This window comes from Streptomyces pseudovenezuelae, from assembly GCF_029892565.1.
Lineage (GTDB): Bacteria > Actinomycetota > Actinomycetes > Streptomycetales > Streptomycetaceae > Streptomyces > Streptomyces pseudovenezuelae_A.
Window position 1 is genome coordinate 104,581 of record NZ_JARXVH010000020.1, and the last position, 18,690, is coordinate 123,270.

The window sequence follows — 18,690 nt, forward strand, 5'->3', positions numbered from 1 at the left end:
GTTCAACCTGCAGGAGGGCGCCTGACGCGTGATCAGGCATGTGGCGCGCCACCGTCTGCCGCCAGGCGCGTGAGCCACTCACGCAGCAGATGCTGCTCGGCGTCGCTCAGGACATCGGCGCCGTGGGGGAGGGCGGCGCGCAGGGCGCGGGCCGCCGCGGGGGGACCGGACTCCGAGGCGGGGACCACCGGCTCGGCGCGCGTGACAGCCGCGACCATGGACTCGCGCAGGATGGTCAACAGTGCCGGATTGCGGCGGTCCGCAGGGGTGGAGTGCCAGGTGGTGACCGCGCCCTGGCCGGTTGCCTGGATGATCTGGGCGGCCAGCTCCTCGTCGACCCGCAACCACCCCCCGGCCGCCAGCCGACGCACCCGCCCATGCAGGATCTCCAGGCCCGCGCGGTGTGCTGCGTCCGATCCCCGGCCCATGGCCCGGTTCATCGCCGCGAACAGCTCGGGGCGGGAGACCCCGAACTCGACCACCATGTCCCAGCCGCGGCGCAGCTCCTCCACCGGGTCCTGTGGGGCGGGGTCGAGCTGCGCGCGTTTTCTCTCCAGGAACTGTGAGTAGCCGTGCTCGGCGACGGCCTCAAGAAGCCCCTCCTTGTCGCCGAAGAGGCGGTAGATCGCCGGCGGCTGCATTCCGGCCGCGGCCGCGACCGCGCGGGTGCTGACCGCGTCGGGGCCGCCGTTCTCCAGCAGCTCGACGGCGGCCTCGACGATGCGGCGCCGAGGGCTGTCGGTTGAGTCGCGCGTTGCCATGTACCGATGGTACCGAGAATCTGTTTCCATCGGAATTTCCAGTGTTACCGTTTCTGTGATTCCATCGGAAGCAGTTCACGGAGAACCCAATGATCATCGTTACCGGAGCCACCGGAAAGCTCGGCCGCCGCACCGTCGAGCGCCTCCTGGAGCGCGTCCCCGCCGACCGCGTCGGCATCAGCGTCCGCGACCCCCGCAAGGCCCAGGACCTCGCCGACCGCGGCGTCCGCGTCCGGCAGGGCAACTTCGACGACCCCACCTCGCTCGTGCACTCCTTCGAGGGCGCCGAGCAACTGCTCCTCATCTCCCTCGACCGCATAGGCCAGGAATGCGTCAGCGGCCACCGCGCCGCCATCGACGCCGCCGTGCGGGCCGGCGTCGGCCGCATCCTCTACACCAGCCAGATGGGCGCCGCTCACGACGCCCGCTTCCAGGCATGCCGGGACCACGCCCGGACCGAGGACCTGCTGCACGCCACCGGCCTGCCCTGGACCGCGTTGCGCAACGGCTTCTACACCTCCAGCGCCCTGCAGTTCCTGGAGTCCTCCCGCCACACCGGCGACATCGCCCTCCCCGCCGACGGCCCCGTCGCCTGGACCGGCCACGACGACCTCGCCGAGGCAACTGCGGTGATCCTTGCCGAGGAGGCCCGCTTCGAGGGGCCCACTCCGCCGCTCACAGGCCAGGCGGCGCTCGACTTCGACACCATCGCCGAGATCGCGTCCGAGACCACCGGACGGCCCTTCACCCGCACCGTCGTCCCCGACGACGTCTTCCGAGAGCAGGCCCTGGCGCACGGCGCCCCGGCCTCGATCGCCGACCTGATGCTGAGCATCTTCGCCGCGGCGCGGAATGGCGAGTTCACCGCTGTCGACTCGACGCTGGCCGAGCTGATCGGGCGAAAGCCCGCCACCTTCCGTACCCAACTGGAGCCTGCCTGGGCCGAATAGATCCAGTGGGGCACGCAGACAGCCCGGCCTGACTCGCCGCCCACAAAGGCTCCTCCTCAGTCGCCCGAAGACGTCGATCACCAGATCGGCGGCCTCGGGCGCAAGCCCAGGCTCCGCATCAGATCCCGCACCATCCCAGAGGCTTCCCGCGCTCCATCCCCATACCCGGCTGACCATCCACGGCAGAGGGCTCCTCGTCGACCGGGTCCGCGCCGGCAGGCCCATCGCCCACGTCGCTGCTCGCTGCGGGCCGCCATCGAGGCAACCTCAGCGAGTTCGTGAACGGCCACGGCATGCGCCGGTGCCGCTACCGAAGTGAAGAGAAGGCCCCCGTCCAGTACGTCCTGACCGCCATCGCGGTCAACCTCGAACGCATCAGCACCCACCTGCCGCCGGCACCCGCTCGGCAGCCCCGCAACCCGACCGCCCTCCAGGACTTCCTCGCCTGGCAGCACATTCCCCGGCCCCGGTCCTGACGGGTCGCCACCCACCCCGCAGGCTGAGGTGATCGTTCTCAAGGCGGTGCTCACCGCCTTGAACCAGACCCCGCCGAAGCCGGGCCCCACGAGCGGACCAACCCGCCCATGACCGCAATGAGCATTGTGCATCTTGAAAACGGCAGGTCATCGGGGCTGGTGTCGGTGGGTGGTCGTCTCCTTGGCTGGTCGCGGGCGGGTGCCTGTGGTGAAGCTCGTCTGTCAGGCCGATGAGTAAGGCCGCCACGCCAGGTCTACATGCAGTGAAACCAGTCTGGAGGAAGACCACAGGAGGTCGAAGTGTCTAGATCAGTGCTCGACATGTCGGTGTCAGTCGACGGGTACGTCGCCGACACCGACGATTTCCTCGGCGGCGACGACGGCGAGCGGCTGCATAAGTGGGCCGACGCTGACGGGGAGTCCGGCCAGCCGTCCGGGCCGGCTGCGCAATTCCAGGACGAATGGAATGCGGCCGGTGCGGTGCTCGCGGGACGGCGGACTGCCGAGCTCATGGATCACTGGGGTGGTGATCACGGCGGTCTCCCGATCTTTGTGCCCAGCCACCGCCCGCCCGGCCCGGCCGCCCGCTGGGGCTATCCACTGGTGACGTACGTGAACGATGGGATCGAGAGCGCGATGGCACAGGCCAAGGCCGCAGCCGGAGGCAAAGACGTGCAGGTGCGTGGCGCGTACACGGCGCAGCGGGCGCTCGAGGCCGGGGTGCTGGATGAGGTGCAGATCCATCAGATACCGGTCCTTCTCGGGCGTGGCCATCGGCTGTTCGACGTGTTGCCGTCAGAGATCGAGTTGGAGATCGTCCGGGTGATCGACACGCCGCAGGCCAGCCACATCCGCTACCGCGTCCGTCGCTGACCCTGTGGTGATCACCGGCTATAAGGCCGCCCGGAACCGGCCCCTGACCCGCGGTCAGAAGCTGTCCAACACGGCACTGGCGGCCGTTCGGGCACCCGTCGAGCACGGCTTCGCCCACCTCAAGAACTGGCGCATCCGCGGCAAGGTACGCACCGCCCCCTCCTGGGCGACCGCCCTGGTCCGGGCCCTGCTGGTCCTCACGAACCGCGAAGTCGCCCGATGACCGACGATCTTCACCAAAGTCACCTGCCAGCGACCAGCACGAGCATCCCTATGCCCCCGCACACCAGCCCCGTGACCAGCAACTTCAGCTTGCACACCTCTCAATGGGGGGCACCGTCGTTTCAGCCCAATGCCAAGGCCCCAACGTTCGAATCCGGCCGGGCAAACGCTCACCCGAACTCAGGGGCGGCTCGCCGCCGCGTCGATGTACGTCTTGGTGACCTCGGTGATGAAGTCGCGGGTGCCGGCGGTGTCGAGCGCCTGGGCCTGGAGGTGGTCGTGCAGCACGCTGTAGTGCCCTACGTCGGAGTGTTTCTCCAGGTAGAGGTCGCTGGTGAACCGTTCCAGGTACACCACTGCGCCGGGGGTGTCGGCGAACTTCAGGATGGAGAACTGTCCTGTCAGACCCGGGTGGGCGCCCGCGGTGTAGGGGACGATCTGCACGGTGATGTGCGGCTCGGCGCCGAGGGCGTTGAGGTGTTCCAGTTGCTCACGCATGATGTCGGGACTGCCGACGACGCGGCGCAGTACCGATTCGTCCAGGACGACCCACAGGCGCAGTGGGGAGGCAGGGTTGTAGATCCGGTGCTGGCGGCGCAGCCGCACCTTGAGGCGTGTGGCGGCCTGTTCGGCAGTGAGCTGGGGGATCGTTTCCTCGATGACCGCGTGGGCGTAGGCGGGAGTCTGCAGCAGAGCGGGGATCACCATGGGCTCGTAGGTGTGGAGGGAGGCGGCGTCCGTCTCCAGGGCGATATACACGCTCTGGGGGACGTCGCCGTAGACGTGCCACCAGCCCTGCTGCCCGGATTCCCTGGCCATCTGCATCAGAGTGTCGATGACCTGCTGGTCCGTCACTCCGTACAGCGCGCACAGGTCGCGCACGTCACGGGGGCTGATGGCGCGGTTGCCGTTCTCCAGGTGACTGATCTTCGGTTGGGAGACCATCAGCCGCTTGGCCACTGCCGTGCTCTTCAGCCCGCTGTCCAGGCGAAGCCGGCGGAGCTCGGCTCCCAGGCGGCGCCTTCTGACGGTGGGGTTGCTGTTCGCCGCCACGAGCGGGGTACCTCCGGCTCCAAGTCATTGCTTGGTCCGCAGATTGCCATGGAGCACGGGCTGTTGGCCGCGTGCCATGCCTCGTGTTCGCGGGGCAGCCAAAACGGACTGTGACTTTGTAATGTGCCTCACGGCAGGACCGCCAGGCGTGATCGCCAACCTCGACTTTCAAGATCCACGACAGCGTCAGGCACTAACCGGATCTGGGAGGTGAGGTGGCAGGTGGGGCAGGCCTTGGGGCTGCGGGGGCCGTAGCGGTGGATGGGGGTGGCACAGAGCATGCACGGCCCGATTTCCCAGGGCGGGCACTTCGTGTCGGCGGCGACTGTCAGGCGCTCGCGCGGGGTGAGGTGCAAAGCGATGGGCCTACTGGGCTGGAGCAGGGTGTGGTCGGGGGCGTGGTCGAAGGTGTGCAGACCGGTCGTGGAGCTCAGGTCCCGGTGTGGGCGTGGGCCGCGGGCGTGGGGGCCTTCTTCTCCGTAGCGACAGGAACTGTCGAGTTCCCGTTCGGTGCAGGTGACCGGCTCGTTGTCGGGCGTGCCGGACTCGGGCGGGACATTGGTTTCGCCGGTGATCTCGCGCCAGCGCCGGACGTCACGGGCCAGGGCCCACAAGTAGGAGGCGCGCCGGGAATGGTGCCGGTTGCGGGAGCGTACCGGCAGGTGTTCCCCGTCGGCGCTGGTGACGATGAGTTCGTCCAGCGGCGTGGCGCGTTCCTGGGGCAGGCACAGGGCGGGCAGGAACCAGCCGCTGTGCCACTTCGCGCTGGCGCTGCCGGTCTCAGGGCAGGGACGCTCGCTGCTGGGAGTGCATTTCCAGATCTGCAGGTGCCGGACCCGCCGCGGATGATGAGAGTGAGTGGGGTGACCATGCGCTGCCAGGGCACGTCGTCGACGCGGGTCCAGGGGGCACGGTCTATCAGGGCGGACGTGTCATCCGCTGTGACCCACAGGGGCGCGATGTTGCGTTCGCGGGCTTTGGCGGAGCGCCTGCGTACGGTGTTGGCGGTAATGGGGGAGTACTGGGCCTCCAACCCGATGCGTGCGGAGTAATCGTCAATATCTGTGGATGAGTTCTGACTTCAGCTTCGCGTTGGGGTGAGCCTGGCGAGTCCTTCGATGCCTGCGAGTCGGTCTTGGAGGGCGGGGTCCGGCCCCGGGACGGTGACCAGGAGGAGCACCGGCAGGTCGGGGTACTGCTCGTCGCAGAGGTCGTTGTCGCCGTCGTCGCAGGGTATGGCGTTCGGCTGGACCTGGAGGCGAGTGGCGTTGTTGAGGGTGGCGAGCAGGTAGGTGCCCAGGTAGTGGCTGTCCGGTTCGACGAAGACTGTGCCAGCGGCGGCAGCGCACCCATCGACCGCTCCGCCCCCCTTTCGTCACAGGGTGGTCGCCGCCGCGACCGTCAACCGCCAACGAGCGGGGAACGGTGGCCGGTTGTCGCATGCCTGAGGCAGTCGGTCAGATGCCCATGGAAGCCAGCTCGATCGCCGTTCGGTAGTTCACCGCCGCGGTCACCACGCAGGCGCGGTAGGTCCGGTTGTCCTTCACGACGAGGAAGTAGTCCTTGAGGTTCTTCCAGTAGCTGAGCAGATAGCCGACACCGGGCAGGAAACCGGGCGGCCGGGGCACCAACGCGAATGCCTCGGAGCATTGGAGGATCTGGCCGGTCGCCTGGGAGAGGACATCGGCGACATCCGAGTTCATCTCCCACCCGGCGGCCAGGTCCGCGTTCCAGATGGAGGCGGCCACCTCACGCAGGTGCGCCTCCTCCTCCGGCGAGTAGCTGCTCTGGCCGAACGTACGCCCCTCCCCCTGGGGCACCGCAGCCCCGACCGGACCAGTGGCCGCCGAGGCCGCCGTGCCCGAGACGCTCAGCAGGAGCGCGGCCGTCATAGCCACCGCGACCGTGTACGTGACCCGTCTGCCGCTCATGATGATCAGTCCCCTCTGCGGACATGCCCGCGCTTGCCGCGCGGACATGTTGACGCTGTCACGTGCCGCACGTAGGGACAACGGCGACGATCTGCCAACTGCCGCTTGGTGGAACCCTGTTGAGGATCCGGCGAACGTATCGACGACCGGGGCCGGCTCCGTACGTCCGGCACCCCGTGGCCAGGATCGCGAGAGTCCGTCCGCGGTGCCCTTCACGGGCCGGCCCCGCGAGGGGCTCCCGAGGTCGCGGTCCCCGTCGGCCGCTGTCAGCGGTGCGACCACGAGGGGCCGCAGAGGCACGTCATCGGCGTTGCCCGCACCACTGCCGCGGCGTCCACCCCGTACTTCGAGTTGGGGCCTTACGGATCGAGCCGGGGTACTCGGTCCACCGCGTCATCTACTGCTTCGCTGCTGCGGGGCTGGCGCCACGGTAGAGGCGTACGGCGGAGATGAGGAAGAAGACGCCGCCGAGGGTGGCGTACCCGGCGAGATGTCCCAGGGTGGGGTCGGACTTGGAGGCGCTCGCGAGGAACGAGGCGCCGGCCAGGACCGAGATGCCGCCGCTGAGGATCATGGCCCACTGGCCGCCCATCGACCGGCGCAGGAGGGCCACGACGAGTTGGACCAGGCCCGAGACGATGGCCCAGGTTCCCCAGACGCGAAGGACGTCGGCTGTACCGGAGGTGCCGGCGACAGCCAGGCCGATCGCGGCGGCAGTGCTGATGGCCATGTTGGCGTAGAGACCCATGGCCGAGCGGGTGGCCCGTGAGGACCTGGCGTCGACGACGGCCGCGGCAACGTCGAACGCGGGGTAGAGGAAGAGCAGGACCTTCACCCCGATGGTGAGGTCGGAACCGAAGACCAGGAGGAGTGCCGCCCAAACGACGGCGAAAAGGAAGCGGACCATGTACAACTGGCGCAGGGCGGGCGCCGAAGCGTCCTGGTGGGAAGTGGCTGTGAGGGTCACGGTGGGTTCTCCGTACGGTTGCTGTGTCGGGCCGGGGATTGCGAGGAGGGAAGGCAACGGCGGGCGAGGGCCTGGCCCGGGCGTGTGCTCGCCCGGACCGGGAGGTTCGTGCGCCGGTCAGCGAGTGCCGCGGTCGGCCTGCTCGATCAGGTCCTTGACCGCTGCGGGGTGGCTCACCGTGGCCGCGTGGGACGAGTTGATCTCGGTCACGTGCGCATGGGCGCGAGCCGCCATGAAGCGTTCGAGGTCGGGAGAGATGGCGTGGTCCTGCTTGGCCACCAGGTACCAGGACGGGGTCGTGTGCCAGGCCGCTTCCGGGGTGATGCCGGCAATGGCGGTGGCGTCGATCGGCCGTTGCCCGGCGGCCATCCGCACTGCGGTCCGTGCCGGGACGTCTGCCGCGAACGCTGCCCGGAACTTCGCCGGGTCGAGGTAGAGGTCCAGACCGGAACCGCCGCCCGGGAGGGTGTACGGGACTGGCTGTACGGGCAACGGCGGCACCGGATGGGCAACCGGTCGGGCGGACAGGTCAGCGAGGTCCTCGCCGGAGTCCGGAGCGAAGGCTGCCACGTAGACCAACGCCTTCACCTGCTTCTCGCCGACGGCGGCGTTGGTGATCACCGCGCCGCCGTACGAATGACCGACCAGCACGACCGGGCCCGGGATGGTCTTGAGGAAGCTATGGATGTAGGCGCTGTCGGAGGCAAGCCCGCGCAGCGGGTCGGGGAGCGCGCGGACAGGGTAGCCGTCGCGGGTCAGCCGGGTGATGACGCCGTCCCAACCGGAGGCGTCCGCGAACGCGCCGTGCACCAGCACGACCGTCGGCTTCGGGCGGTCGGAGGCCGTGGCTTGCGTTGCACGGGTGCTCGTGGTTGTCGCCGTTGAGCCGGTGTCCACGGCATGTGCGGCGATCGTGATGGTGGCGAGGGCCAGTGCCGACAGTCCGACGACTGCGGTGCGCCGGAAGGGTCGGCGCCTGGAAGGGGTCGTCGTGGCCGAACGTGCGGTGGTCCGAGTCATGGCCTGTCCCTGCTTGATGGTGTGAGGCGGTTGCCTCGCCGAGGAGTCTCGGGGTCCTCGGGCGGAGCCGCGTACTTCGAACGAAGTAGTTCTCCCGCCTTCACCGGTCGAGGCGGGTTCGGCGTCTACATCGTTCGAAGTACGCGACCGGGGCGCGGGCGGGCGAGAATCAGGTCATGGTCAAGGCACAGAACGATCAGGACGGGCCCGCGACGCCTCTGTGGATCCGGCGCCCCGAGGTGCTGCACCTCGTCGCCTACTCCCTGGCCGCGCTGGTGTTCGCCGGTCAGATCGTGGCAGTGATACTGCGGGGATCTGATTGGCCGACAGTCCTGTCCGTACTGCTCGCCGGTGGCGGTGTCGCGCTGTCATGGTGGAAGCCGTGGGCCGGACTGGTGGTGTCGAGCGCGGCGTCCTTCGCCGTCACAGCGGTGGGCCAGGACCCCCTGTCGGTGTGGATGATGGCGGTCTTCGTGCTGTTCTCCATCACCTTCAGGGGAAAGCAGCCGCTGGCCGGAACAGTCATCGTGGCGGCGTCCTTCCTGGGGGCCTACATGACGTTGGGAGGATTTCGTGGTGGCGCGGTGGTGGGAGCCGCCGCCCTCTTCTCGGCCATAGCGGGAGGTACGTCAGGGGTGGCGCTCCGCATCCATCGAGACCACTGGTGGATTCTGCAGGAACGGGCCGAGAGCGCCATAGCCACCCGCGAGATCGAAGCCACCCGACGAGTGACCGAAGAACGATTCCGCATCGCCCGAGACCTCCACGACGTCATCGGCCATCAAGTCGCGATGCTGAGCCTGCATCTCGGTGTTGCGGAGATCGGGCTTCCCGAAGGCTCCGAATCCTCCCGGCAGGCCCTCGTCTCAGCCAGGTCAAGCGCCCGTACCGTCGTCGTCGAGACGCAACGGATCCTCGCGCTCCTCCGCCGCGAGGACGACATCTCCGACGACGAGGCGCTCCGGCCGATCCCGTCACTGAGCGGCCTGGAAGGGCTTATCGCCTCGTTCGAGAGCATCGGCCTCGACGTCCGACCCGGCATCGACATCATCGCCGTCCCGGTGGAGCCCAGCGTCGGCGTAACCGTCTACCGGATCGTCCAAGAAGCACTCACGAACGCCTACCGGCACGGAGAGGGGACGGCGACAGTGGAAGTGCGCGAGCGCGACGACAGGATCTGCGTCACCGTGGAGAACCGCGTCAGTCATTCCGTGCATGGCCCCGGCCCCGGTTCGGGTTCGGGCAGCGGACTCGGACTCGTGGGTATGCGCGAACGCGTCGAGTCCTCCGGTGGGCGGCTGATGATCGACAGTGACGGCGGGCAGTTCCGGGTCCGTGCGGAGTTCAGTCCCATGGGAGTCGTTGTCCGATGACGCGGATTCTGATCGTCGACGACCAGGACGACATAAGGGCCGGCATCCAAGCGATGCTTGCGCTCGATCCGGGTCTCGTTGTGGCGGGTGATCTCTCCGATGGACTTCAGGCCGTCCCCTTCCTCCGAGTTCACCCCGTCGACCTGGTTCTGATGGACATTCGGATGCCCGGCATCGACGGGGTCGAAGCCACCCGCCGGATCCGCAAAGAGCACCCACCCGAAAAACTGAGGGTGATCATGCTGACCACTTTCGACCACGACGACATCGTTCTCGCCGCCCTTCGCGCGGGCGCCAACGGTTACCTGAGCAAGACCGTGAGCCCTGCCGAACTCGTCGCGGGTATCACCGAGGTCGTCGGCGGTGGAGGTACGCTGTCCGCCGCCGCGACGGCCGCGCTCATCGGCCACATGACCGACAGTCCGCCCCCAGTGATCGACCGGGAGCTGCTGCGCCGCTTCGACGCTCTGACCCCCAGGGAGCGGGACGTGATCGTTCTCGTCGCAAGCGGTCTCGGCAACGACGACATCGCGGCCCAGTTGCACGTTTCGCCGTTCACCGTGAAGACGCACGCCGTGCGGGCCATGACGAAGGTCGGCGCACGGGATCGAGCACAACTCGTCTCGTTCACCTTCCGGGCCGGCCTCTACCCGTAAGCCTGCCGAGAGGGTGTGGGCGCGGACGCGGCAACCAGCGACCTGAGCGGGCGTCAACTCCGATCTTCCTCGGTTCGTGATCGCTCGTTCGTGGTACTGACCGCCGTACAGGCCAGCCGTTCGCCATGCTCATGCGGGGATGCGGGGATGCGGGGATGCGGGCATGGTGCGAAGGCTGTATCCGAGCGACTTGTCGGACGAGCAATGGCCGTTGATCGAGCTGATGATCACGGCCTGGAAGCAGGACCGGGCGGGCCGTTCGGCGACGGGAGGCCCTGGGACCTGTGATCTCCGGGAGGTCGTGAACGCGATCTTCTACCAGAACCGGACGGGCTGTCAGTGGCGCTACCTGCCCCACGATCTGCCCGCCTGGTCGGCGGTGTTCTACTACTTCACGCTGTGGCGCCAGGACGGGCTCGACCAGCGGACCCAGGAGCTCCTGCGCTGCCAGGTGCGGGAGAAGGCCCGCCGATTAGAGGACCCGTCCCTCGTGATCATCGACCCCCAGTCCGTGCCCGCGGCCGCGGGGGTTCCGAAGACCACGACAGGACTGGACGCGAACAAGAGGACCCCTGGGCGCAAGCGGGGACTGGCCGGCGATGTGCTGAGCCTGATCATCGGCGTCGACGTCCTGGCCGCATCCGCCCACAACAACGCCGCCGGCACCGCCCTGCCCGACCAGACGGCCGAACGGTGCGGGATGCGTCTGGAGAACGCCCTGGTGGACCAGGGCCTCAAGGACGAAGTCATCATCCACGGCGCTTTGTTGGACATCACCGTCGCGGTCGGCCGCCGCAACCCGGCCGATCAGGGCAAGGGCTTCGTTCCGCAGCCGAAGCGGCGGGTGGTCGAGCAGGTCAACGGCACGCTGATGCCGGACCGGCGCCTGGCGCGCGAGTACGACCACCGGCCCGACACCTCCGCCTCCCGCGTCTACTGGGCCTCCACCGCGAACATGACCCGCCGCCTCACTCACACCCACTCCCACCTGGCACGACACCCTCCGGGCGACCGCGTGAACACCACCGAGTTCCTGACCGATCTCCAGGCCCGCCACGACAAAGCCACGGCCCGTGCCGGGCCGGTGAACTTCGCAGCCAGATCGAGGACTTGACCGCCCAGCTCGCCGAGACCGAAGCACGCCTCGCCGACCTGGCCACCACCCGAAAGGCCATCGCCGAACTCACGCCGACCGGAGGCGGGGACGAGGCCGATCCGCTCGCGTCGACCACTGCCTACCAGGCCATCGTGAACGCCTTCAACCAGCACCCCGACCAGACATTCAGGGTCCGTGAACTGCACGAACTCCTCGGCATGCCCACCGACGACCCGCGCATGAACGTCACCCGCAGCCGCCTCGGACGCCTCACCCGACAGGGATTCCTCACCCAACCCGGACGAGGCCGCTACCAGAAACGGACTGAACAACCTCTGAGACGTCCGTGAACCCGACCCGATCGCTCAGGGATTAGCCGCTGGTGCACGCTTTCGTTCCCCGGCCTCGTTGCGCCGCGTTTGCATCGGTCGGGCCGCCGGGGCTGCTTGGGACCGCGGGTCAATAGCCGACGGTGAAACGTCGGTTGAGGTGGCGCGGGGTTTCGATCTCGTCGACGAGGGCGGCGGCGTAGTCCTCGTAGGAGATGCGGGCCTGGCCGTCGTCGCCGACGACGGGGCGGTCCAGGCCGGTGCGGTAGTGGCCGGTGCGCTCACCTGGGGCGAAGTGGACCGGGGGCGGGGACAGGTAGGTCCAGGTGACACTGTTGTCGAGGGCGAGGTAGGCGTCGAACGCGCGGATCTGCCCGATGGCGTAGGGCTTGAACTCCTCGGGGAAGTCCGGGGCGTCGAAGAAGCGCACGCCGTCATTGTTCAGGAGGCTGGCGCCGCCGCCCATGTGGACGATCCGCGGGCCGGCCGGACCCAGGCCGCGAAGGGCTGTCACGGTGGCGGCGACGGCGTCGGTGTAGAGGACCGTGTCAGGGCCGCCGATGGTCAGCACGAGGACATCAGCGTCCTTGGCGAGGACAGCGACCGTCTGCGGGTCGGTGACGTCCCCGGTGACCGGGCGGACCCCGTCGGGAAGCGTGGCCAGAGCATCGAGGCTTCGGGCGACGGCGGTGACTTGGTGACCGCGGGCGGCGGCCTCGGCGACGACGCGCGTGCCGGCCTTTCCGGCGGCGCCGAACACGACGATCCTGCTCGGGGTGTGATCCCTTGCGCTTGCGGTTGCGGGTACGGGGCTCGAGGTCAGGCGGTTCAGGCGCTCTGGGCGTTCCGGGTGCCGAAGAGGTGCTCGTTGCCGAGTTGCTGGTGAGGTGAGACGAGGCCTCTGTGCTGCCTCTTCTTCTAGTGTCCCAACAAAGTTGCAGGCCAGCGAGGTACGGTGGAGACATGTCATGGTCAAAAGCGGACAATGCCCCAGATGAGGGTGCCACCCCGGGATTCGGGTTCAACCCGCCGGGCGCACCCGTCCCCGGCATTGAGATCACCGACCTGGCCATGCTGCACCGCCGAGTCTCGGACGGCAGCCTGCAACGGGTCCACCGTGCCGGCTTCCACTCCCTCACCCTGATCACCCGGGGCAGCGCCGAGCACACCGTCGACTTCGTCGCCTGCCCCTGCCGCCCCGGCACACTGCTGTGGGTCCGCCCCGGCCAGGTACAGCGCTTCGCCGCGCCCGGCCGGATGAACGGCACGCACCTGCTGTTCACCCCCGCTTTCCCCGAACCCACCGCAGCCGCCAACCGTCTCGCCGACGACTGGTCCGCCCCCAGCTGCTGGCAGCTCGGCACCGGCCCCGACTGCACCGCCGCCTCTGCCCTGCTCGCCCGCCTGCATGCCGAATACCATCGCCCCGGCGGCGCGTCCCGCGAGATCCTGCGCCTTCTGCTGGCCGCACTGCTGCTGCACATCGACCGCCTGCCCCGCCACGGCGCACACACCAACCCCCACGCCGGCGGCGAGGTCTATGCCCGCTTCCACGCCGAACTGGAACGCTCCTACGCCACCACCCGGCGCGCCGAGGACTACGCCGACCGCCTGGGCCACACCGTCAAGACCCTGACCCGCGCCTGCCAGGCCGCCACCGGCCAGTCCGTCAAACAGGTCATCGACGCCCGCGTCGCCCTCCAGGCCCAGCGGCTCCTCGCCCACACCGACGAGCCCATCGCCTTCATCGCCCGCCGCCTCGGCTTCTCCGAACCCACCAACTTCGGCAAGTTCTTCACCCGCCACACCGGCAGCACCCCCGGCGACTTCCGCCGCGACCAGCAGAGTACGACCGTGCCCGCGCCCATGGGCGCCGCACTGCCGGGCAAAGGCAGCTGACGGCACAGCACCAGACCGCGGACGATAGGAGTCTCGGCTCGCGCAGAATGCTCTCTACCTTCGCCCTGCGCGACACACTCACTTGGGCCTGACGGCGCGAAACGGGATGCGGCGGATCGCTGCGCTCACTCACCGAGCAGCGGATGGCACTCCTGCTCGTCCTGCTCCGTCGGGTGGGCGGGGCCGCCGCGGTCGCGCCGGCCCCGCGCGTGTGGCGCTATCTGCGCCAGGGGCCCGTGACGGCGAACGTGGTGCCCGGCGTGTAGCAGTTCACGTACATCGTGTCGCCGTCGGGCGAGAACGTGACGCCCGCGAACTCGCCCCACTCCGGGGCCTGGGGCGTGCCGATGTTCTGCCGCCCGCGGGCCATGGCGTACACCTCCCCGCGGCGCGTGACGCCGAAGACGTGCTGGGCGCCGTTGCCATCCTCGCAGACCATCAGGCCGCCGCTGGGGGCGAGACAGATGTTGTCAGGGGACTCGCCCGGCAGCTGGACGTCGGTGTCCGGGCCGAAGACGATCACCAGGGTCAGCCGGCGCGCGGCGGGGTCGTAGCGCCAGATCTGACCGAAGTGGTCGGCCGCCGAGCCCTCCGCGCTGTGCGCGAACGACGAGACGAAGTACACGCACCGCCCGCCCCAGTAACAGCCCTCCAGCTTCTGTGCGTGGGTGATGCCCTTCGGTCCGAAGTCCTGGAGCCGGATCGGCGTCTGCGCCGCCAGCGGGTCCGGTACGTCGGCCCACTCGATGCCGTGGAAGGTGGTGCCGGTCTCCTGGACGGCGGACAGGTCGGCCACGCCCGGCACGCGCATCGCCTGCAGCCGGCCGCCCGCGCGCAGCGAACCGGTGCCACCCTGCGGTCTGTGCGGCAGGAACCGGTAGAAGAGGCCGAAGGGCTTGAGGAAGGCGTCCTCGGTCTCGTAGACCGTGCCGCTCCTCGGGTCGATCGCGACGGCCTCGTGCTGGAAGCGGCCCATGGCGGTCAGCGGCACGGCGCCGGTGCGGTGCGGGTCGGCGGGGTCGACCTCGAAGATGAAGCCGTGGTCCTTGGTGTAGCCGTTGGTGCCGGCGGTGTCCTCGGTCTCCTCGCAGGTGAGCCAGGTGCCCCAAGGGGTGTGCCCGCCCGCGCAGTTGACGGCGGTGCCGGCGATGGCGACCCGCTCCGACAGGACGTTGTTGTGGCCGTCGAGCGTCAGGGCCGTGCAGCCGCCCTTGCCCGCCGGGTCGTAGGTGAGGCCCGCGACCGTGGGGACGGCGAACTGCGCGGTGGGACGGTTCTCGTGGTTGCGGACCAGGTGGACCCGGCCGTGCCGGCCGGGCAGCGCGGTCATGCCGTCGTGGTTGGACGGGACCGTGCCCTCGCCGGAGCGCAACCGGTCGCCCTCACGGGAGAGGACCTTGTAGCGGAAGCCCTTCGGGAGGTCGAGCAGGCCGTCCGGGTCGGGGACCAGGGGACCGTAGCCGGTGTGACCGATGCCCTGTGCGGCAGCGGTACCGGCGAAGAGTTCGGACAGTGCTCCACTGAACGCGATGCCTGCTCCCAGGGCACCGGAGCGGGCGAGGATCTGACGGCGTGTCGCAGACATACGGGACAACCCTCCTGCTGGCGGACAGGAACTGTGACCACGCTGTGTCTATCACCCGGCACGCGCCTGAGGAACCACGCGCGCAGCACGTGTCACGTCCCCGGACCCAGGGGCGGCGGTCCCTCCGGCGGGTGTTCCTGCGCCTTCTCCAGGAAGCGCAGCAGCTCCACGGGGAAGGGCAGGACCAGCGTGGAGTTCCTCTCGGCGGCCACGGCGAGGACCATCTGCCGCTGCCGCAGCTGGAGCCGCAGCTGGAGCGCGGCGGGCTGTTCGGACATCTCCTTCGCCGCCTCCGCTAGCCTCTTCGAGGCCTCCAGCTCGGCGTCGGAGTCGATGATGCGGGCGCGGCGCTCGCGGTCACAGCGCCGGTGAACCGGCCACGGCCCCAGCCGGACGCAATCGTCATCCCGGCGGACAGATCCAAGACGACATGACGGCCCGGGCTCAGCAGCCCGCCGTAGAGCACACGGCGGTCCGGGATCACGAGGTCCCCGGCGGTGATGGGAGGAGTCACGAGGCAGTGGCCAGGCCTGCGATCGGTCGGGGGTGCCGGGATGTTCAGGGTGTTCTTGGTGGTTTGGTCACCAGCCGTCGAGGGTGACGTCTGGGCCTGCTGAGAGGTAGTGGTGGAGGGCGTTTGCAGTGGTGTTCACGAAGTGTGCGGGGAGGGTGTTGGTGTCGACCCACTTGACCTGGGCGTGTTTGCGGGGTTCGCAGTTTTCGGGTTCACCGGTCCATTCGTGGGCGGCGAAAACGACGGTGAGGAAGCCGCCTGGGGGCTTCGAGGCCCCAGGCGCCGTGGATGATGTGGGCGACCTTGAGGGACTCCGGCTTGACGGTGAGTCCAGTTTCCTCGTACAGCTCGCGCACCGCGGTCTCGGTGATGGGTTCGCCGGGTTCGCTTTTGCCGACGGGGAGATCCCACATGCCCTGGGCGAACTTGGCGTTCTGGCTGCGCTGGAGAAGGAGGACACGGTTGGTGGTCTTGTCGTGGACGATGACGGCGGCGACCAGCAGGGTCATGGATTTGAGGGCGGGCGGTAGGGCTGTGGGCTGGTCGTTGGTTGTCTGCTGAGCCACGGCTGGTGTCCCTTCGTCGGCCGGTTGGTGGGCAGCTTGGGTCGGTGCTTGGCGTGCGCGGCGGGTGAGTTCAGCGAACGCCAGGCAGGAAGCTCTTTCTGCGGTGAGCGTTCTCCGTAGCTTTGGTTGATCTGCGTGAGATGTGCGAGTCGCAGTGGAGCGTCAGGCGAGCGACAGGGTCCGCCGCGCGGCCGCCCAGACGAGCAGCGCGATGGCGAACAGGAGGGCGGCGCCGGTCATCACCAGGGTCCATCCGCCGCTCTGCCACAGAGCGGACGCCAGCGCGGAGCCGATGGTGCCGCCGATGAAGTTGCCGGTGACGAAGGCGGTGTTCAGCCGGCTGCGGCTTTGCGGGTCCACACTCATCAGCCGGGTCTGGTTGAGGACGTTGACCGACTGGATCGCGGTGTTCAGCAGCCACACCACGACCAGAACGACGACGATCGACGTGCCGCCGGTGGCACCGAGTACGACGGAGGCCAGGGCCAGTAGCAGTCCCGCGCCGGTGGCCGGCACCGACCAGCCGCGGTCGTGCAGGTGACCAGCCTGCTGGGCGGCCAGCGCACCGGCCAGGCCGACCAGAGATACCAGGCCGATCCGGGTGGCCGAGTAGTGGAACGGGGCGGCGCTGAGCAGGAAGGTCAGGGCGGTCCAGAACAGGGTGAACACCATCATCGTGATCGCACCCAAAACCAGCGTGACCTGCACCGCCCGGTGACGGCGCACGGTGGTGAGCACCGACTTCAGCAGTGCCGGATAGCTGGCGGAGGCGGAAGGGGGAAGCGTCGGCAGGACGCGCGCCAGGACGGCGGTGAGGGCCACCATGAGCGCTGCCGCCCCCCAGTAGACCGTGCGCCAGCCGAAGGCGTCGGCGACGATCCCGCTGATCGCCCGCGACACGAGGATTCCGATGAGGATCCCGGAGGCGACGGTGCCGACGGCACGGCCGCGCTGGTCCTCGCGGGCCAGGTCGCCCGCCAGCGGAACCAGCAGCTGCCCGGCCACCGTGGTCACCCCCACCAGGGCGAGCGCGACCAGCAGCACCGTGAAGCCCGGGGCGGCGGCGCTGCCCGCCAGGGCGAGGGCCGAGGCGAACATGATCACAGGGATGAGCCGGCGCCGGTTGAGCCGGTCGCCCAGCGGCACCACCAAGAACGCCCCGAGCGCGTAGCCGATCTGCGTCAGGGTCACCAGCAGCCCGGCCGAGCCGGAGCTGATGTGCAGCGAGCCGGCGATCGTGTTCAGCAGCGGCTGCGCCCAGTACAGGTTGCCGACCGCGGCTCCGCCGGCGAGGGCGAACAGGAGCGTCATCGCGCGGCTCATGCCGCGCCCGACAGGAACAGGTACGGAAGCCGCAGACACCCGTGTGGCGTCCGCAGGCGTGGTCGTATTGGTCATGTCCTCAAGAAGACCAACATCACCGCGCATGCGGCAGGACCCGTTGAAGGGGGTACTGGCAAGTCCTCCATAATCGTCCCGCCCGTGCCTACCGTGGAGGGCATGGACCCGCGCCCCCAGATTCAGGAGTTCCTCGTCTCCCGCCGGGCGAAGATCAGCCCCCAGTCGGTGGGGCTGCCCGTGGCCGGACGCAAGCGGCGCGTGCCCGGACTGCGCCGCGAGGAGGTCGCCGCCCTGGCCGGGCTCAGCGTCGACTACTACATCCGACTGGAGCGCGGCGCGCTCACCAACGCCTCCGACAGCGTCCTGAACGCCATCGCCCGCGCTCTGCAGCTCGACGCCACCGAACAGGCCCATCTGATCGACCTCGCCCGCGCCGGCAAGCCGTCCGCCGCCCCCGCCCGCTCTCGCCGCACCCCGCCCGCGGCGATGGCCCCGCAGCTGCAGACCATCCTCGACGCCCTCGTCGGGGTCCCCGCCCTGGTGCGCAGCCCCACCCTCGATATCGTCGCCGCCAACCTGCTCGCCCGCGCCCTGTACAGCCCGGTCTACACCGACACGGACACAGCGCCGAACCTTGCCCGATTCACCTTCCTCAACCCCGACGCTTCACGGTTCTGGCGCGACTGGGACCGAGTCGCCGACGACCTCACCGCCCACCTTCGAACCGCCGCCGGCGCCACCCCCTACGACCGCGCCCTCACCGACCTCGTGGGCGAGCTGTCCACCCGCAGCGACGCCTTCCGCCAGCTGTGGGCCCGCCACGACGTACGCGCCTACGGCCGGGGCACCAAGCACTTCCACCACCCCGTCGTCGGCGAACTCGACCTGCGCTACGACCTCCTCCAGCCCGCCGCCGAGCCGGGCCTGACGATGATCACCTACACCGCTGAACCGGGCACGGCCTCACACGACAACTTGTCCCTGCTCGCCTCCTGGGCGGCCAGCCAGGGCAGCACCGCCCCGGACCGGGCCTCTTCGACGCGGCACGTCACACCGCCCACCCGCCAGGAATGACGTC

The 18,690-nt window shown here is 69.2% G+C and carries 17 protein-coding genes and 3 pseudogenes; 10 read left to right on the forward strand and 10 right to left on the reverse strand.

The annotated features are described in order from the left end of the window. Positions 1–32: 32 nt before the first annotated feature. Complete coding sequence (locus tag M2283_RS41835) at positions 33–761, reverse strand: TetR/AcrR family transcriptional regulator (RefSeq protein ID WP_280881817.1); 729 nt, start codon at positions 759–761, stop codon at positions 33–35. An 89-nt stretch (positions 762–850) separates the two neighbouring features. On the opposite strand from M2283_RS41835, the gene M2283_RS41840 reads away from it, so the two are divergent. The 4 genes and pseudogenes from M2283_RS41840 to M2283_RS41860 all read left to right on the forward strand — a co-directional run. Next, the gene (locus tag M2283_RS41840; protein WP_280881819.1) at positions 851–1,711 is read left to right on the forward strand and encodes an SDR family oxidoreductase; all 861 of its coding nucleotides are present in this window, start codon (positions 851–853) and stop codon (positions 1,709–1,711) included. Between the two features lie 278 nt (positions 1,712–1,989). After that, a complete protein-coding gene (locus tag M2283_RS41850; protein ID WP_280881820.1) occupies positions 1,990–2,187 on the forward strand; it encodes a hypothetical protein in 198 nt (65 codons plus the stop codon). 300 nt (positions 2,188–2,487) lie between these two features. Next, a complete protein-coding gene (locus M2283_RS41855) occupies positions 2,488–3,060 on the forward strand; it encodes a dihydrofolate reductase family protein (RefSeq protein ID WP_280881821.1) in 573 nt (190 codons plus the stop codon). After that, positions 3,056–3,283, forward strand: a pseudogene (locus M2283_RS41860) (transposase family protein); the annotation flags it as partial. The gene M2283_RS41855 and the pseudogene M2283_RS41860, both read left to right, overlap by 5 nt. Before the next feature lie 179 nt (positions 3,284–3,462). Here the strand turns inward: M2283_RS41860 and M2283_RS41865 are convergent. The 4 genes from M2283_RS41865 to M2283_RS41880 all read right to left on the reverse strand — a co-directional run bounded on the left by M2283_RS41865 (position 3,463) and on the right by M2283_RS41880 (position 8,253). Beyond that, positions 3,463–4,335 carry a helix-turn-helix domain-containing protein gene (locus tag M2283_RS41865; RefSeq protein WP_280881823.1) on the reverse strand — a complete coding sequence of 291 codons (873 nt, stop codon included), beginning with the start codon at positions 4,333–4,335 and terminating at the stop codon, positions 3,463–3,465. A 1,457-nt stretch (positions 4,336–5,792) separates the two neighbouring features. Further along, a complete protein-coding gene (locus M2283_RS41870; protein ID WP_280881824.1) occupies positions 5,793–6,266 on the reverse strand; it encodes a hypothetical protein in 474 nt (157 codons plus the stop codon). A 397-nt stretch (positions 6,267–6,663) separates the two neighbouring features. Next, complete coding sequence (locus M2283_RS41875) at positions 6,664–7,233, reverse strand: hypothetical protein (RefSeq protein WP_432423203.1); 570 nt, start codon at positions 7,231–7,233, stop codon at positions 6,664–6,666. Positions 7,234–7,350: 117 nt separating this feature from the next. Beyond that, positions 7,351–8,253 carry an alpha/beta fold hydrolase gene (locus tag M2283_RS41880; RefSeq protein WP_280881825.1) on the reverse strand — a complete coding sequence of 301 codons (903 nt, stop codon included), beginning with the start codon at positions 8,251–8,253 and terminating at the stop codon, positions 7,351–7,353. 176 nt (positions 8,254–8,429) lie between these two features. Between M2283_RS41880 and M2283_RS41885 the strand changes: the two genes are divergently transcribed. The 4 genes from M2283_RS41885 to M2283_RS41900 all read left to right on the forward strand — a co-directional run bounded on the left by M2283_RS41885 (position 8,430) and on the right by M2283_RS41900 (position 11,728). After that, positions 8,430–9,626 (forward strand): sensor histidine kinase, encoded by a 1,197-nt coding sequence (locus tag M2283_RS41885; protein ID WP_280881826.1) that lies wholly within the window; start codon positions 8,430–8,432, stop codon positions 9,624–9,626. Next, positions 9,623–10,282: a response regulator transcription factor gene (locus tag M2283_RS41890; protein WP_280881827.1), complete on the forward strand. Its 660-nt coding sequence runs from the start codon at positions 9,623–9,625 to the stop codon at positions 10,280–10,282. Before M2283_RS41885 ends, M2283_RS41890 begins: the two co-directional genes overlap by 4 nt. A gap of 163 nt (positions 10,283–10,445) precedes the next feature. Beyond that, positions 10,446–11,396 carry an IS5 family transposase gene (locus M2283_RS41895; protein WP_280881828.1) on the forward strand — a complete coding sequence of 317 codons (951 nt, stop codon included), beginning with the start codon at positions 10,446–10,448 and terminating at the stop codon, positions 11,394–11,396. Continuing rightward, positions 11,393–11,728 (forward strand): hypothetical protein, encoded by a 336-nt coding sequence (locus M2283_RS41900; protein WP_280881829.1) that lies wholly within the window; start codon positions 11,393–11,395, stop codon positions 11,726–11,728. The genes M2283_RS41895 and M2283_RS41900 overlap by 4 nt, the downstream gene beginning before the upstream one ends. A gap of 109 nt (positions 11,729–11,837) precedes the next feature. On the opposite strand, the gene M2283_RS41905 is transcribed toward M2283_RS41900, so the two are convergent. Further along, the gene (locus M2283_RS41905) at positions 11,838–12,467 is read right to left on the reverse strand and encodes an NAD(P)-dependent oxidoreductase (RefSeq protein ID WP_280881830.1); all 630 of its coding nucleotides are present in this window, start codon (positions 12,465–12,467) and stop codon (positions 11,838–11,840) included. A gap of 203 nt (positions 12,468–12,670) precedes the next feature. Between M2283_RS41905 and M2283_RS41910 the strand changes: the two genes are divergently transcribed. Then, positions 12,671–13,606, forward strand: coding sequence for a helix-turn-helix domain-containing protein (locus M2283_RS41910; protein WP_280881831.1), 936 nt, complete (start codon positions 12,671–12,673; stop codon positions 13,604–13,606). A gap of 217 nt (positions 13,607–13,823) precedes the next feature. Here the strand turns inward: M2283_RS41910 and M2283_RS41915 are convergent, their stop codons facing one another. From M2283_RS41915 to M2283_RS41930, 4 genes and pseudogenes are all read right to left on the reverse strand, one after another. Next, positions 13,824–15,191 (reverse strand): alkaline phosphatase PhoX, encoded by a 1,368-nt coding sequence (locus M2283_RS41915; protein WP_280881832.1) that lies wholly within the window; start codon positions 15,189–15,191, stop codon positions 13,824–13,826. 92 nt (positions 15,192–15,283) lie between these two features. Further along, a pseudogene (locus tag M2283_RS41920) lies at positions 15,284–15,550 on the reverse strand (slipin family protein); the annotation flags it as partial. A gap of 222 nt (positions 15,551–15,772) precedes the next feature. Continuing rightward, a pseudogene (locus tag M2283_RS41925) lies at positions 15,773–16,214 on the reverse strand (NUDIX domain-containing protein). Between the two features lie 219 nt (positions 16,215–16,433). Further along, on the reverse strand, positions 16,434–17,582 hold the full coding sequence (locus M2283_RS41930; protein WP_280881833.1) for an MFS transporter: 1,149 nt from the start codon (positions 17,580–17,582) through the stop codon (positions 16,434–16,436). A 189-nt stretch (positions 17,583–17,771) separates the two neighbouring features. Between M2283_RS41930 and M2283_RS41935 the strand changes: the two genes are divergently transcribed. Further along, complete coding sequence (locus M2283_RS41935) at positions 17,772–18,686, forward strand: helix-turn-helix domain-containing protein (RefSeq protein ID WP_280881834.1); 915 nt, start codon at positions 17,772–17,774, stop codon at positions 18,684–18,686. Positions 18,687–18,690 lie beyond the last annotated feature (4 nt).